This window comes from Steroidobacter sp., from assembly GCF_036402275.1.
GTDB lineage: Bacteria > Pseudomonadota > Gammaproteobacteria > Steroidobacterales > Steroidobacteraceae > Steroidobacter.
In genome coordinates this window covers 170,533-185,642 of record NZ_DASWTF010000048.1, presented here as the reverse complement: position 1 = coordinate 185,642, position 15,110 = coordinate 170,533, and the positions used below count along the sequence as shown (strand labels likewise).

The window sequence follows — 15,110 nt, the reverse complement described above, 5'->3', positions numbered from 1 at the left end:
GCTCCTTCTCAGGCGCTGGCGGCGGCGGCCGTCGCCGACGAGCGTGCATGCGAACTCGCACGCGCCTTCTGCAGTTCCGCGATGCGCTGCTGCAACTGGAGCCCGCGGTCCTCCCATCGATACAAAGTGCGCGCCTGCTCGAACGCTGCAGTCTGCAGGCGGTTCAAGTGCTCCAGGCGATCGATGTGTTCGATGATGGCGGACGTGAGCCCGGCGAAATCGCTGCTGGTAATCAAATCCTCGCGCAACCGGGTGGGCAGGCCCGCCGCGGCTGCGTCCACGGTCGCGACCGGCACGCGACCGAAGATGTAATCCAGGAACTTCAGCTTGAAACCGCCGCCGATCAGCTCGGGCACGATGGCGATGCGGGCTTGCGCCAGGAACGGCCCAAGGTTGCTGACGAACCCTTCGAACCGCGTGGCGCGGCTGGTGGCGACCAATGTTTCTTTCAGATCGGCCGGCACGTCGCCGGCGACGACCAGCTCGATGCCATGCTCAGCGAACTTGGCGTCGGCATGTTCGACGAAGCGGGCGAGATTCTCTCGCTTCACCACCCATTGGAACGAACCGACGATCACGGCGCGACGCGGCACGGAGGCGTCGATGACTCGTTCTGGAGCGACCGCGCCGTCATAGCCCGGCGTCAAGGTCAGCAGGTTGTTGTCCTTGCGGTGAGCCTTCAGCGCCTGTTCGTCTTCGACGGTGATGGCCGACACCAGATCGACTTCACTCACCAGACGACGTTCCAGCGCACGCACCTTGTAATAGTTCTGCCAGAGAGCGAGGCGCTTCGGCAGACCGGCTTCCGCCTGTTTGACCATGGAGCGCCACAGCACTTCTTCATGGTTGTGAGAAACATGGACCAGGATGACGCGCGAGCCGAGCTTGGTGGCTTGATAAGTCTTGCAGCGATCCAGCGCCCAGCCGCTGCCGTAGCTGTCGAAAACGATCGCGTCCCACGCCTCGCGCAGCTGCTCGTCGAGCAGTGCCCGATAGGCGTCGGTCGAGTCGACGGCCGCGGTCAAGGGAAAGCGATTCAACAGCGCGATCATCTGACCGCGACGATCGCCCGGCACCGACACCCACTCCATGCGAGCGCGATGCTTCGGTGTCGCTTCAGTGCCCCCGAAGCCAAGCACGCGCACGAACGCGCCTGCCTGAGCCAGCGCTTCGGAAAGTTTCGCCGAGTACACCTTCAACCCCTCGTTCATGGGGTAGGGCACATGGCGGCTGATCCACAAACATCTCATTCGGCAACCTTGCGCAACGACGCCACCGGCGTCCAAGTCTGGAACGATTCGCCGCGCACGGACTTCCAGACACCCAGGCCCGCGCCGGCCATGCTGGAGATGATGTCGACGATCTGCGAGAACGGCTTGACGGTATAGCGGGCGCCGAGCACGAAACCAATGAGGGTCGCTACCACTAGCGCGCCCGCGGCCCATGCGTAGCCGGCGACGGCGAGCGCGGCGAGCAGCAGGACTCCGCCGAGCGCGAGGAAATAGATGCACAGCCAGCGCAGCAGCTTGTGCGACACATATTTATAGACGGTGAGGAAGTCCAACTTGCGCAGGTGCGGCCAGATCAGGCGATGCACGTTGAACGCCTGGCAGGCGATGCGCGCCTTGCGGCCGAATTCGTCCGAGGCGTTGCTCGCCGACTCTTCGTACGCCCGCGCATCCTTCGACTGCACGATGCGATAGCCCTGGATCAGCACCCAGAACGACACGAACATGTCGTCGATGATGTGATCCGGCGGCGCCTTGTGCAGCGAGCGGCGGATGGCGAACAACGATCCGTCCGCGCCCATCACCGAGCCCGTCTCCTGTTCAAGCCGCTTGATGCCTTCTTCCAGGCGCCAGTACAGCGAACCGGTCGAGGCGGTCACCGACTCGCCGCCATTGGTGTAGATCAGGTTGCCGCACACGCAGCCGATCTCGGGGTTTTCGAACGAGGCGCGCAGCTTGTCCAGCACCTCCATGTCCAGCATCACGTTCGCATCCGTAAACAGGATCACGTCGCCCGTGGCGCGGCTGGCCAGCAGGTTCATGCCGTAGGTCTTACCGTGACGGGCCGGCGAAACATGGAAGCTGATGTGAGGCGCATAGGCGCGCAGGCGCTTGGCGGTCTGATCGCTGGCCGCGTCGACATAAATCAGAATCTCGAGGCCCGGCTCGCGCTGTTTCAGCGCCAGCAGGTTCTGCAACTTCTCGCGGATCACGCCTTCCTCGTTGTAGGCGCACATGCAGATCGTGAAATCGATGTGCGGCTTGCGCGCCGGCAGCGGCTTGGGCCGATGCGGCCACAGCTTTTTCAGCAGGTTCAGCGACAGGGGATACGTGACGAACGGATGCTGGGCCAGGCCCAAGCAAACCACCGCCAGCACCAGCAGGATGAGTTCGAGTGACATGGTCATTCCTTAGGCTCGCGCGGCCCGAGTCGTCTTGAGCGGCACGTTGGCTGTGATGGTCTGCACCTTCCGGGTCGAGGTGAGCACCAGCAGCCCCAGGGCCAGGCCGTGGGAGAACGGCACATACATGCCGTTGAGTAGAAAAGTCAGTCCGATCGCCACGCTCAGCATGCGCGGCAGCGGCGAAGCAAACAGGGAGGTCGCGATGAACGCGAAATACGTCAGCGCACCGACCAGCCCGAATTCGAACAGCATCTTGGTCATGGGCATGTCGGCCACTTCGATGGTGAACATATGCGCGTAGTCCAGGAACGCACCCGCGCCGTAGCCGAACATCGCGCGCTTGAAGTCCGGCCACAGCATCTGCTCGAACATGTAGAAGCCGCCGACGAAGCGCGCGAAGCCGCTGGAGTTCGGATCGTCGAATTCGTTGGCGCGGCTGGTGATGAAATCCAGATTCAGGATCTCGGCGAACGCGAAGATGGCCGCGATGCCGATGACTCCCAGCGCCAGCAGGTCCCAGCGCCGATGGATGATCACCACGAACGGCATGCAGATCAGCAGGATCAGAATGCCGGTGCCGGCATGCGCTACCAGAATGCCTGCGGCATACAGACCCAGCGGCCACAAGCGCCGGTTGGTGACCGACTCGGCGACGATGGCCACGGCGAGGAACTGCGTGAGAAACGACGGTTCCAGCATGAACATGCCGGTCGCGCGGATTTGCGTCGAGTAATAGCTGATCGTGCCTTGCGCGTTGAACCCCTGCACCACGAACTCTTGCGGGATCAGGTTATCGATGGGGTACAGGAACGCTTTGTCCACGAACCCCTGCAGGAAATACTGCGCGATGGCCAGGCACGCGAGCAGCCGGGCGATGTACAGGAAAAACGTCAGCGCCTTGGGGGCGAGCTCGTCGCCGCGCCTGACGACGAGCACATACGGCAGATGCAGCACCGACAGCATCAGCAGCGAGTTCAACGAAAACGTCCCCGCCTGCAGCAGCTGCGGCAGTATCAGCACCGACAGCGTGATGCCATAGAAGCCCAGGCGCTTCGGCTCGATGCGCATGCAGTCGTTGAGCATGCCGAAGGCGAGCACCAGCATCAGCAGGGGCATGGCGATGCCGATGCCCAGGCTCGCATAACCCGGAATACCGAACTTCGACAGCAGGCTGGCGCACGCGATCGGCGTGCACAGCATCAGCAGTGGCACGAAGTCGCGGCGGGATTGCGTTCGCGGCGCGACGTGAACGCCGCTCAGGCCAGCGATTGCCGTCGTTTCAGCCACTGATCACAGTGCCCAGCACGTGGGTCAGGTTGGGATCGAGCTGCGCCTTCATGCGGGCGATGTCGATCAGGCGCGTGCTGTCCCTGCGCGTGCCGAGCAGGCAGCCGCGAGCGCGCGCGGCGACGATCTGGCCGTCGGCGAACTCGAGCAGCGGCGGCGTGTCGATGATGATCACGTCGTAACGGCCGGACATTTCATCCAGCAATTGGGCGAACGGCAGACGGCTCAAAAGCTCCTGCGGATTCGGCGGCGGCGTGCCGGCCGTCAACACGTTCAAGGCATCGAACTGAGCGATCTTACGCAGCGCCTTCTCGGTGCGAGTGGCCCCCTTGATCAGATCGGTGAGGCCGTCGCACTCGCCGAGACCGAACAGATGATGCTGGACCGGATTGCGCAGATTCGCGTCGATCAGCAGCGTGCGCTCGCCGAGCTGCGCGAACACGATGGCGAGGTTCGCGGCCAGCGTGCTGCAGCCTTCGCCGCTGCGAGCGGAGCAAACCGCGAGCGTGCAGTCGTGTTCTCCCATCCAGCGCATCAACAGCTGGCTACGCAGGGTGCGAAGCCCTTCGGCGTACTGACCGAATGGCTCGTAAGCCGCGGCCAGCATCGGCGACAGCGCCGACTCGCCGATGCGAGCGATGGGATAAGTGAACTGCTGGGCCAGCGCCGTGCGCAGCTCTCCTTCGGTGATGACTTTCATCTGCACGGCCACTTTGCCGAACGGCTCGCCGCGATCCAGGTGCGCGGCAAGGACCTTTTGCAGGTCGGCTTCGGAGATCGCGCCCATGTTCAGCAGGATCTCGCCGATGCGAATACGCGGGCGGGTGACCCGGGGAAGGCGAGCTCTGGGGGCGACGGCGGCGTCCATAACGGGCGTCCTCAATGACTCGATCTCTTAATTGGCCGGGGCAACGTTAGGCTGCAGTTTCAGCGCGCGGCGCACTTCGCGACGGCCATGACGGCGCGCGGTGGCGGGCAACGCGGGCAATTCCGCAAGCACGGGCAAATCGGTGAAGTCCGCCAGATCCTCGGCGGAGCGCAGGCGACGGTTGCAGACCTCGATGGTGAGGATCAGGCCGACGGCCAGCGCGATGCCGGCGAACAGGCCGACCGCGAGGTTGAGCAGGATTTTCGGCGAGTCCGGCAGCAGCGGCGGCGTGGCCTGGTTGAGGATGGCCACGTTGGTGCGATCGACGCGGCTCTCCAGCTTGGTCTGATTCGCCTGCTGCAAGGCTGCGTCATACGCGGTGCGGGCGCTCTCGACGTCGCGGTTCAACACGGCCAACTCGTCCTGCGAGCGCTTGAGCGCGATGATGCGGTCCTTCTGTTCTTCCAAGGCCTTCTGCACTTCGCCGACCTGGCGACGCGCGATGGCGGCGCTCTGCACCAGTGAGCCGCGGGTCACGCCGATTTCGACGTTGAGCTTGGACTTGAGCGCGGCTACTTCGGCGTTCGAAGCGATGTATTGCGGGTGATTCACGCCGTAACGCTCGCTCACTTCGGCGAGCTTGGACTCGGCGCGCGCCAGCTCCGACTTCAGGTTCTGAATGGTCGGGTTCTTCATCAGGTCCGGCAGCGAGTCGAGCTGCTCGCTGGAATTGATCTGCTGATTGCGCGAGTTCGCATCGAACATCTGCGCCTGCACGGCGACCAGCTGATTGGAGATTTCCTGCAAGCGGGCGTTTTCGACGTCCATGCGGGCGGCGTCGACGCCGAGCACGCCATGATCCGCCTGATACTTCGACAGCTTGCTCTGCGCGGCCACCAGCGCATCGCGCAGCTGCGAGACCTGCTCTTCGTACCAGGTCACCTGGCGGCGGGCCGGATCGACGCGCAGCTCCAGGCTGGTCTGGATGTACGCATCGGCGAACGCGTTGGCCATGTTCGCGGCTTCCATTGGATCGGAGCTGCCGTAGGAGATACGAATGATGTTGCTGTTGCGCGAGGTCTTCGCATCCACCCCACGCAGCAGGTTGGCGACCAGCCAGGAGTCGATGTCTGTGTCCGCGCCGCTGTCCTGATAGGCCGCGACCACCGCGGGGTTGTTTCTCAGGTCCATCTTCTCGATGACCTTCATGGCCACGTTGCGGCTGCGGATGATCTCGGTCTGGGTGGCGAGGTGCGAGGGCACCAGCGCCGGCGCCAGCGCGGTATCCTTCATCGGGTCGTTACCCTGCAGGTCGACCACGAGCGCCAGCTCCGCCACATATTTCTTCGGGGAGATGAGGCTGATGAGCGCGACGCCGGTCACCACGACCATCACGATGGTAATGAACAACAGCGCGCGTCCACGCAGAACTCTCAACATTTGAGCGAGGCCCATCATAGTGCTTCGTTCCCGATAACTAGACTGATCAAATCGATCGAACCGGCCGTATTCAGAACAAGCCTTCCTTGACCATCAACACGTCGTCGGCCTGCAACAGGTCGGAACCCTTGGCCGAGTAGTGCTGCTCCTTACCGTTCTTGTCTTTCCGTTTGATGACCACGCGGCGTTCCGAGCCCCGCGGCGTCAGACCGCCGCCGGCCGAAATCGCCCGTGACACCGTCATGCCGCGCTCGAGCTTGTACATGCCCGGCTTCTGCACCTCGCCGTACACGTAGAACTGCGGGGCGCGCGGTACATAAACAGTGTCGCCGCCTGCCACCACGTGGTTCTGGGCGGGGTCGCCACCGAACAACGCAGCCAGATCGATGCTCGCCTTGCTGCCATCTTTGCGCATCAAGGTGGCCACGTCGGCCGCTTCCTCGGCCTTCGGTCCGCCCGCCTCGGCGAGCAGGTCCAGCACGCGGCTGGCCGACTGCAGCGTGTACTGGCCGGGCTTGGTGACATGACCGAGCACCGACACCTTCTGGCTGAGGTACTCCATCACCAGCACGGTGACCTGCGGCTGCTTCAGATAGCCGCCCTGGACGAAGGCGTCCACCAGCAGCGCCTCGACCTGCGCAGGCGACTTGCCCGACACCGGCACCTGCCCGACCAGCGGATAGGTGATATTGCCGGACTCGCTCACTCGCACCTCGCCAGACAACTCCGGCGAGCCGAACACGTTGACCCGCAACAGATCGCCGGGTCCCAACCGATAGTCCGAGTCCGCCGCCGCCGTCGTTACGCTCAAGCTGCTCAGCATCGAGCAGATCATCAGCAGCGCCGCACTCCACATTGAGACATAACGGCGCGCCATCCGACTAATAAGCATGTCTGTCGTTCCAAACCACCATGGCTGTCTTAAGGATAATCATCAGGTCGAGCGTGAGCGACCAGTGCTGCAAATATTCCAGATCATGTTCAATGCGCGAGCGCATCGAACCGATGTCGTCGCCGCCGCGGAAGCCGTTGACCTGCGCCCAGCCCGTGATGCCCGGCTTCACCTTATGTCTAAGCATGTAGCCCGGGATCAGTCGCCGGTATTGCTCGTTGACCGCGACCGCGTGCGGACGCGGGCCGACGATGCTCATCGTTCCTTCCAGGACATTGAACAGCTGCGGCAGTTCATCCAGCGAAGTGGCGCGGATGAACGAGCCCACCGGAGTCACGCGTGCGTCGTTGCGGGTGACCTGGGTGTAACTCTTGTTGCCGTCCTCGGTGACGGTCATTGAACGGAACTTGTAGACGACGATTTCCTTGCCATCCAGCCCGTAACGCTTTTGACGGAAGATCACCGGGCCCGGCGAAGTGAGGCGCACCGCCGCGGCGATCGCCAGCATCACCGGCGAGAGCAGGGCAATGGCCGTCGCGGAGATCGCGATGTCGCTGAGGCGCTTGGCGATGCCACGGCCGCCGTAGAACGGCGATTCACACACCGCCACCACCGGGATGCCGTTCACCAGGTCGAAGCGCGGCTGCACCAGATCGCACATGGTGAGGTCGGGCACGAAGTACACCGAAGCCGTCGAATCTTTTAACGACTGCAGCAACTCGGTGATGCGGGGGTGACGCGTCATCGGCAGGGTTATGTAGACCACGTCGATGGAATTGCGGGCGATGTAATCCCGCATCCAGGTCAGCTTGCCCAATACCCGATTGGCGCATTCCTCGGGCAGCCGGCCCGAGTCGCGGTCGTCGAAAAAGCCGAGCACTTCCATGTTCAGCCAGGGCGACTCCTGCAGGTTGCGCGCGAGCTTGGCGCCAAGACGATTGGCGCCGGCGATCACGACCTTGCGGGGCGCGCCGCTGTTGCTGGCGCGAACGAACAGATGAGGCGCATACAAACGTCCCACCCAGATCACCAGCGGCGTGGCCAGCGCCCAGCTGACCAGCACTTCCCAGCGCAGCTGATTGGCGATGCCGGCGATCTCCAGCAGGGCCCAGATGAATGCGATCACCAGGGACCAGCGGAAGATGATGTCCAGCAGCGACGCGATCGCCATCGAGCGGGCGCGCGGCGGCGACATCGGCAGCGCGTCGAGCACGTCGGCCGCGCCGAAGAAGGCCAGCACCGCCATCAGGAAATACGGCCCGTCCAGGTTCTCGCGCCAGGCCAGCATGCACAGGCCGAGCGTGAGCACCGGCATGACCGGATACAGCAGCGATTTCAGGACGAACAGCGACGTCGGCTCGGACGCGCTCACGCCGGCCGAACGGTCGTACGACCTCAAAGGTTGACGTTGGTTGATCATCTCACCTCCCGCTTCGTGCGGAAGCAGCCTTGCCGGTGGCGATTACAGGTCGCTGAAGCGATGCGGACGCAGAAAGCGATGCTTGCGACGCAGCTGATGGCCGATCAACAGCACCGTGACCAGCGCCATGAGCCAGCCGCGCGACATCGAATCTTCCATGCCGTTGGCCGAAGGTGATCTGGAGCTCGAGCGGGCATCGTTGCCGCCGAGGTGACCGAGGCCGCCGTCGAGGCGCACCTGAGCGTTGCCTGCGACCATCTGGGTCGCGGTGTTGGTTGCAACGGAGCCGGCCATGGTTGCGCCGACGCTGCCGGCGATCGAGCCGCTCACATTGCTATTGACTGCCGGGTTCGCCACCGCGGCAAAACTAAAACTCACGGCCGTTACAGCCAACGCGAGTCTGATCAGACGCATGCATCACTCCTCATCAATGACGCACACCCAAACAGGCACGTTTGCTGGTCGTGTGTGCGTTGCGCCCCCGTCCCCACGGCTCGCAAATTAACCATTGCAAGACTCAAGGCGCCTTGCCCCATCAAACTGGCTTTCCCATTGCTCCCAACGGAGCAAGAACAAAGCAAGTTCTATTCCAATGTAATTTTTGCCGTCGCTGAACGGCGAAAAGTCACAACGCGCACCGAAATGCATCAAACAAAACCTTGAAAGGTTAATTAGACCAATCTCGATTGCTGCGCAAGTACAACATTCAAACGCGACGAGCAGATGACACGCTTCACCGTCGAACAGTTCCGATGCAGCTATGCATCAATTTGGAACGGAGTTTTCAAGTGTTAAATCGCCCATCGTTGCGTGACTGCTGACAATGCAACAGAACGAAAAATCATCTGTTGCTTCGCTGCACGCACCCGCTCTCGCCGCCTGCGGTGTTCGCACTTGGCGACACCGCAGATTCAAACTTTCAACCCTCTCGACTACTGGGGGCTACTTCTTCTTCTCTGTTTGTCGCGCCACGGCTTCGGCTGCCGCCTTGATCGCCTCGGGATCTCCCAAAAAGCGTCTCGACGTGGGTTTCAGCGCCTTGTCCAACTGATAGTGAATCGGAACTCCAGTTGGAATGTTGAATTCGACGATCTCGTCATCCGACATACCGTCGAGCATCTTTACAAGTGCGCGCAGACTGTTCCCGTGTGCGACGACCAATACATCTCGCCCGGCGTTTAACTCCGGAGCGAGCCGGTTGTTCCAGTACGGCAGCACTCGATCGAGCGTGGTCTTCAAAGATTCGGTGGTCGGCAGCTCTTCCGGCTTGAGCGCGGCGTAACGCAGATCGAAACGTGGATGACGTTCGTCATCCAGCGACAGTGCCGGCGGCGGAATGTCATAACTGCGACGCCAGATCTTCACCTGGTCGCCACCATACTTTTCGACTGTTTCAGCTTTGTTGAGGCCCTGCAGGGCGCCGTAGTGACGTTCGTTCAGGCGCCAGCTGCGCTCCACCGGCAGCCACATGCGATCCATTTCATCCAGCACGATCCACATCGTGCGGATGGCGCGCTTGAGCACGGAAGTGAACACCTGCTGGAACTCGAAACCTTCCGCCTTCAACAGGCGACCGGCGGCGCGCGCTTCGTTGCGGCCTTGTTCGGTCAGGTCCACGTCCACCCAGCCGGTGAACAGGTTTTCGAGATTCCAGGTGCTTTGTCCGTGGCGCAGGAGTACGAGTTGGCCGGGCATAACTAAAGTCAGGGTGGATGAGGGGCGACTTTATAGCAGACATTGCCCCTAACCCGCAGGTGTCGCCACGTTCATTCAGTCGTGCGTCCCGGTCACGACCGGGACGCACGATATGTCGCATTTTACCGTCACTTTTCGGCGGTTTTTTTGACAGAGGGGGCCCTCAATTTGTTAACGATTCCGGCAGTCCGTCAATTATTCCGTCATTCTGCGCACGGCCTGCAAAGCCACCGACAAAGTCGCGAAGTCCATCGCGGGCAACGCGCGCATGTCGCTCACCGTCTGCCGCAAGTAATCGACAGCGGCGCGATGGCGGGTGACCCATCCTTCCAGCAATTCAGCCGGGGTGAGGCTGGCTGCTTTCCTGGCGTCCTTGTTCGAACGGCTGGCCTCCGCGATGACTTGCAAGCTCAACACTCGCTGCAGGTTGTAGACGTTGTCTCGCAGAGTGGTGCGAGCGACCGCCTGCCAGTGGCCTTCGACGCCGAGCATTTCCACCTGCTCGCGAATCCAGTCCAGTGACAAAGCGGTGCCGACGCCGAAGTAGAGCGCGGCGGCCCGTTCGAGCGGCAGCCCCGTCTGCTCCCCGATTTCGACCAGGTCCGGGCCGGAGCGGAGCGCCACCAGGCTGGCCATCCGACGGGCCAGCTTGTCCGGCACCGACGCGGCCACATAGCGGCTCTGGCGACTGTTGAAAGCAGCGAGGTCATCGCCCGCCAACACTCGGGGCAGCAGCCCATCCAACTCCTTCATGCCTCCGCGGAAACGCGACACCTGACGCTCGATGTCGAGCTGGCCGCTCTGGCGATGGATCAGCCAGTAAGTGCAGAAGCGGAGCAGGCGAGTGGTCTCGAACATCATCTCGTACTGCACGGCCGCCGCGATCTTCGTATCCAGCGCTTCGATGTCGGCCCAGGTGTCGCGCATGGCGACGAACTCGCGGGCGATGGCGTAAGCGCGGGCGACAGTGCCGGCGTTGGCGCCAGTATCTTCCTGAACACGACGCGCGAACGTCGGGCCCATGCGATTCACGATGCTGTTGGTGGTCGCGGTCGCGATGATTTCCCGGCGCAGCCGATGTTCGGATAGATACTTATCGAAACGTTTCTGCATCAATGCCGGGAAGTAACGTCCGAGCTCGTTGGCCAGATAGGGATCCTCCGGCACATCCGAATCGATGAGCTTCGAGTACAGCGCCATCTTGGCGTAGGCCAGCAGAATGGCGAGCTCCGGCCGGGTCAGGCCGCGGCCGGCCTGATGTCTTTCGGTGATTTCTTCGCTCGCGGGCAGGAACTCGAGCCCGCGATCCAGCAGGCCCGACACTTCCAGCCGGCGAATGGAATGCGCGTGTTCCAGCAGATCCTTGCTGGCGCGCGCTTCGAGCATGGACAGCGCCTGGCTCTGCAGATAGTTGTCGCGCAGGACCAGCGCCGCGACCTCGTCGGTCATGTCGACCAGCAGGTCGTTGCGCTTCTCCAGCGTGAGGCCGGCCCGCTTGGGCAGGTTGTTCAGCAGGATCTTGATGTTGACTTCGTGGTCGGAGCAATCGACGCCACCGGAGTTGTCGACGAAGTCGGTGTTGAGGCGGCCGCCGGCCAGCGCGTACTCGACCCGGCCCCGTTGTGACAAACCGAGGTTGCCGCCTTCGCCGATCACCTTACAGCGCAGGTCGCGACCGTTGACGCGCACGGCGTCGTTGGCGCGATCGCCCACGTCGATGTGAGTTTCGTCGGTGGCCTTTACATACGTTCCGATGCCGCCGTTCCACAGCAGATCGACCGGCATGCACAGAATGGCGCGGATCAGCTCGATCGGCGTGAAGGTGTCGCGCTTGATGCCAAGCATGGCCTGCACTTGCGGCGACACCTTGATCGACTTGGCGCTCCGCGGGAACACGCCGCCGCCCTTGGAGATCGCCTTGCGGTTGTAGTCTTCCCAGGTCGAGCGCGGCAGGTTGAACATGCGCTCACGCTCTTTATAAGAAGCGGCCGCATCCGGATCCGGGTCGAGGAAGATGTGCTGGTGATTGAACGCGGCCAGCAGCCGGATGTGCGGAGACTGCAGCATGCCATTGCCGAACACGTCGCCGGCCATGTCGCCGATGCCGATGGCGGTGAAGTCCTGCGACTGAGTGTCGATGCCCATTTCGCGGAAGTGGCGCTTCACGCATTCCCAACCGCCGCGGGCGGTGATGCCCATCTTCTTGTGGTCGTAACCGGCCGAGCCGCCGGAGGCAAACGCGTCGCCCAGCCAGAAGTTGTAGTCGGCGGCGAGTTGGTTGGCGATGTCGGAGAACGTGGCGGTGCCCTTGTCGGCGGCCACGACCAGGTACGGATCGTCGCCGTCGCGACGGACTACGTTCGCCGGCGGCACGATCTTGCCTTCGACGATGTTGTCCGTGATGTCGAGCAGCGCCGAAATGAAAGTGCGATAGCACTCGACGCCTTCGCGCTGCACGTCTTCACGGCTGGCGCCGGCGGGCATGCGCTTGGGCACGAAGCCGCCCTTGGCGCCGACCGGCACGATCAACGTGTTCTTCACGTTCTGCGCCTTCATCAGGCCCAGCACTTCGGTGCGGAAGTCTTCACGACGATCCGACCAGCGGATACCGCCGCGGGCCACCTGACCCATGCGCAGGTGAACGCCTTCGACGCGCGGCGAATAAACGAAGATCTCGAAGGCCGGGCGGGGCTGCGGGACTTCGGGAATGCTGCGCGAGTCGAGCTTGAACGACAGTCGGTCCTTGAATGCTCCGCTGCTGTCGGCCTGGAAATAGTTGGTGCGGAGAGTGGCCTGAATGGCATGCGCGAAACGACGCAGGATGCGGTCTTCGTCCAGACTGCGCACCGAGTCGAGCAGGTCGGACAGCTCTTGTTTCAGGCGGTCGACTTCGGGGGTGCGCTTTGCCGGCTTGATCGCCGGATCGAACTGCGCTTCGAACAGCTGCGACAGGATGGCCGCGATCCGCGCATTCGAAATCAGCACCTGCTCCATGTACGCCTGGCTGAAGCTCGCGCCGGTTTGAATCGCGTAACGGCAGTAGGCGCGCAGCACGCTGGCCTGACGCCAGGTGACATTCGTGACCACGATGAGCTGATTGAAGCCGTCGTTCTCGGCGCGACCGGTCCACACCGCGGTGAACGTATCGGTGAAACGTTCGCCCAGCGCGGCGGGAGTGATGGTGCCGCCGTCGCGACGTTGCATCTCGAAATCCTGCAGCCAGATCTCGCGGCCACCCGGCACGCCGATGCGGTACGGACGCTCGCTCACGATCAGGAAGCCCATGTTCTCCAGAATCGGCAGGGCTTGTGACAAAGCGATGGGCGAGGCGGCGCGGAACAGGCGCAGATGGACCGTCTTGCCTTCGCCGCTGGCGAGGCGCATCGCGACCCGGTCGCTGTTGGCGATGACTTCGTTGAGTTGCTGGATGTCGGCGAGCGCGACTTCCGCGCTCGTGTCTTCTTCGTAAGCGGCCGGGAACGCGTCCTTGAACTTCTCGGCGATCAAACGGCCGTCCAGCTCGCCGTGCTTTTCGATCAAGGCGTCGCGCAACTTATCGTTCCACGTGCGCACGGTTTCGGCGATCAGACCTTCGAGTTCCTCCGCATCGATGCTCGGTCCGCCGTCGGCCGGCAGACGAATGATCATATGCACGCGGGCCAGAGCCGACTGCGACAGCTGCACCTGCGATTCGATTGCGGTGGCCTGCAGCTTTTCGTTGATCACCGCTTCCATCTTCTGACGGACCTGCGTGTTGTAGCGGTCGCGCGGTACGAAGACGAGGGCGGAGTAGAAGCGGCCGAAGGTGTCCCGGCGCAGGAACACACGGACGCGCTGACGCTCGTACAGATTGACGATGCCGCGGACGGTGCGAATCAGATCCGTGACGCTGGCCTGGAACAGCTCGTCGCGCGGATAGGTTTCCAATACATGCACGACTGCCTTGCCGTCGTGGCTGGCGGGATCGAGGCCGAAGTGTCCGACCACGCGTTCGATCTTGTGCCGAAGCATGGGAATCTCGCGCGGGCTGCGGTTGTAGACCGCCGATGTGAACAAGCCGAGGAAACGTTTCTCGCCGGTGACGCGGCCCTGCGCGTCGACCGTTTTCACGCCGACGTAGTCGAGATAGGTGGCGCGATGGACGGTTGAGACGGAGTTCGCCTTGGTGATCATCAGCAACTCGGGCTGGCGTGCGCGCTCGCGCAGCTCACCCTTGAGCACCGTTGGCTCGGAACGATATCCCTTGCGTGTGCGCAAGATGCCCAGGCCCGTCTCTGGCATCGGCACCAGCAAATCCTCGCTGCGGCCTCGCTGCAACTCGTACTGGCGATAGCCGAGGAAAGTGAAATGATTCGCGGCCATCCAATCGAGCAACGCCTTTGCCTCGCGCGCTTCGTTAGGTTGCACGCCGGGATTGTCGCGCTCGATCTCGTTCGCGAGCTCGGAGGCGCGCTGGCGCATCTCGGTCCAATCGCCGACCGCGAGGCGCACGTCTTCGAGCGTGCGTAACAGTTTCTGTTCCAGCTCTTGGAGACGCTCGGGCGCGCCGATGCGATCGATCTCGATGTGCTGCCAGGATTCCTGCGTGAACTTTTTCACGTCGCCGTCTTGAGCCAGCGCTTCCAGTTTGCCGGTGCGATCGCGACGCACCGGCAGGACCGGATGAACCATCATATGAATAGTGAGTCCGGCCTGGGTCAGCACCATGCCCAGCGAGTCCACCAGGAACGGCATGTCCTCGGTGGTCACTTCCACGATGGTGTGCGTGGTGCTCCAGCCGTCACGCTCTTCATCGGTATTGAAGACACGCACGAAGGGACGATTCGGCTTGCGCACGGCGGCGGCGCGCAGATGGGCGAGCGCCAGCGCGGCCAGCGTCTCGCTGCCGTGCTCGGCCATGTCTTCTTCACCCACGCCACGGTAGTAGTGGCGGATGAATTCCTGAACATCCAGCGGGTCGCCGCGTCGTCTCAATTCGCGGGCGGATTGCGCAATTCGCTCGATCAGTTTCTGACGGGCAGCAGGAATAGTCGGTGTCATGATGCGAACGTTATTCGTTTGAAAGGGGGCAGAGTGAGCCCCTGAGCTCACTGGT

10 protein-coding genes are annotated in these 15,110 nt (G+C 62.7%); all 10 read right to left on the bottom strand.

The window, feature by feature from the left end; all coding sequences use genetic code 11:
- Window positions 1-8 precede the first annotated feature (8 nt).
- Window positions 9-1,211 (bottom strand): glycosyltransferase, encoded by a 1,203-nt coding sequence (locus VGD45_RS27965; RefSeq protein WP_331158683.1) that lies wholly within the window; start codon window positions 1,209-1,211, stop codon window positions 9-11.
- Window positions 1,212-1,246: 35 nt separating this feature from the next.
- Entirely contained in the window at window positions 1,247-2,410 is a 1,164-nt protein-coding gene (locus VGD45_RS27960) for a glycosyltransferase (RefSeq protein ID WP_331158682.1), read from the bottom strand.
- Window positions 2,411-2,419: 9 nt separating this feature from the next.
- A complete protein-coding gene (locus VGD45_RS27955; RefSeq protein WP_331158681.1) occupies window positions 2,420-3,700 on the bottom strand; it encodes a hypothetical protein in 1,281 nt (426 codons plus the stop codon).
- Window positions 3,693-4,568: a polysaccharide biosynthesis tyrosine autokinase gene (locus VGD45_RS27950; RefSeq protein WP_331158680.1), complete on the bottom strand. Its 876-nt coding sequence runs from the start codon at window positions 4,566-4,568 to the stop codon at window positions 3,693-3,695. The genes VGD45_RS27955 and VGD45_RS27950 overlap by 8 nt, the downstream gene beginning before the upstream one ends.
- Window positions 4,569-4,595: 27 nt before the next feature.
- Window positions 4,596-6,023: a chain length determinant protein EpsF gene (epsF, locus tag VGD45_RS27945; protein WP_331158865.1), complete on the bottom strand. Its 1,428-nt coding sequence runs from the start codon at window positions 6,021-6,023 to the stop codon at window positions 4,596-4,598.
- Window positions 6,024-6,078: 55 nt separating this feature from the next.
- Window positions 6,079-6,900 (bottom strand): polysaccharide export protein EpsE, encoded by an 822-nt coding sequence (gene epsE / locus VGD45_RS27940; protein WP_331158679.1) that lies wholly within the window; start codon window positions 6,898-6,900, stop codon window positions 6,079-6,081.
- Window positions 6,890-8,320 carry an undecaprenyl-phosphate glucose phosphotransferase gene (locus VGD45_RS27935; RefSeq protein ID WP_331158678.1) on the bottom strand — a complete coding sequence of 477 codons (1,431 nt, stop codon included), beginning with the start codon at window positions 8,318-8,320 and terminating at the stop codon, window positions 6,890-6,892. Before VGD45_RS27935 ends, epsE begins: the two co-directional genes overlap by 11 nt.
- 42 nt (window positions 8,321-8,362) lie before the next feature.
- The gene (locus VGD45_RS27930; protein ID WP_331158677.1) at window positions 8,363-8,734 is read right to left on the bottom strand and encodes a hypothetical protein; all 372 of its coding nucleotides are present in this window, start codon (window positions 8,732-8,734) and stop codon (window positions 8,363-8,365) included.
- Between the two features lie 528 nt (window positions 8,735-9,262).
- Window positions 9,263-10,015 carry a 2,3-diphosphoglycerate-dependent phosphoglycerate mutase gene (gpmA, locus tag VGD45_RS27925; RefSeq protein ID WP_331158676.1) on the bottom strand — a complete coding sequence of 251 codons (753 nt, stop codon included), beginning with the start codon at window positions 10,013-10,015 and terminating at the stop codon, window positions 9,263-9,265.
- Between the two features lie 195 nt (window positions 10,016-10,210).
- Complete coding sequence (locus VGD45_RS27920; protein ID WP_331158675.1) at window positions 10,211-15,055, bottom strand: NAD-glutamate dehydrogenase; 4,845 nt, start codon at window positions 15,053-15,055, stop codon at window positions 10,211-10,213.
- Between the last annotated feature and the right edge of the window lie 55 nt (window positions 15,056-15,110).